The sequence below is a fragment of the Candidatus Pelagibacter communis genome (assembly GCF_001180185.1).
Lineage (GTDB): Bacteria > Pseudomonadota > Alphaproteobacteria > Pelagibacterales > Pelagibacteraceae > Pelagibacter > Pelagibacter ubique_F.
Map to the genome: position 1 here is coordinate 1 of NZ_CVSS01000020.1, position 1224 is coordinate 1224.

Sequence of the window (1224 nt, forward strand, 5' to 3'; positions counted from 1 at the left end):
TATTGATGGCTCACAAAAAAAAGAAAAAATTCAAGAGTTTAAATTTCTTGGTGGAATTGTTGAATTTGTAGAATTTTTAGATGAAAAAAGGGAAAAATTACAAAATAAAAATGGGAATGAGCTGTTTAAAAAACCAATATTTATCGAGGGGAAAAAATCAAATATTGATGTTGAATGTTCATTAAAATGGAACGCTGGTTATTCAGAGGATGTTTTACCTTACACAAATAACATTTATCAAAAAGATGGAGGAACACATGTTTTGGGATTTAGAAGCGCATTAACAAGAGTTGTAAATAAATATGCTAACGAACATAATCTTTTAAAGAAAAATAAATTAGCAATTTCCGGAGATGATATTAAAGAGGGATTAACATGTATATTATCACTTAAAATTCCTGATCCAAAATTTTCTTCTCAAACTAAAGATAAGTTAGTTTCCTCAGAGGTAAGAATGATTGTTGAAACTATCATAAATGAAAAATTATCAATATGGTTTGATCAAAACCCTTCAATATCAAAAATTGTATTAGCTAAAATCATTCAAGCAGCAATGGCAAGAGATGTTGCAAGAAAAGCAAGAGAAAATGTAAGAAGAAAAGGAGCGCTGGAGTTAAGTGGGTTGCCTGGCAAGTTAGCAGATTGCCAAATTGGAAAACAGGATGGAACTGAATTGTTTATTGTTGAGGGGGATTCAGCTGGAGGCTCAGCAAAACAAGGAAGAAATAGATCTAATCAAGCAGTATTACCTTTAAGAGGCAAAATTTTGAATACATATGTTGAAGATTTTAAAAGTAGGAAAAATGGAAATGATAATGGAAATGATCAAAGAACAAAAGCTCTTTCAAAAATGATTTCTTCAAACGAAATTATAACTTTAATTAATGCTTTAGGCTTAGATCCAAAAGCGCAAGAAATAGACTTAAAAGATTTAAGATATGGTAAAATTATAATCATGACTGATGCCGATGTCGATGGATCTCATATTAGAGCTTTGTTACTCACTTTTTTTAATAACAAACCTTTCAATAAATTAATTGAGCATGGACATGTTTATTTGGCACAACCTCCATTATTTAAAATAAATAAAGGCTCTAAAGGTATTTATATTAAAGATGAAAAAGAATTAGAGGAATACATTTTGAAAAATAATAAAGATTTAAAAAAAATAAAAAAAGGATCAAAAGAATATATTAAAAAAATTGATTTAGAAAAATCTAAAAT

The 1224-nt window shown here is 28.3% G+C and carries 1 protein-coding gene; it reads left to right on the top strand.

The window, feature by feature from the left end; translation table 11 throughout:
• Positions 1-1224, top strand: a 1224-nt coding sequence (locus tag AMN95_RS01370) for a toprim domain-containing protein (protein WP_256997912.1), incomplete at both ends; no start/stop codon positions are given.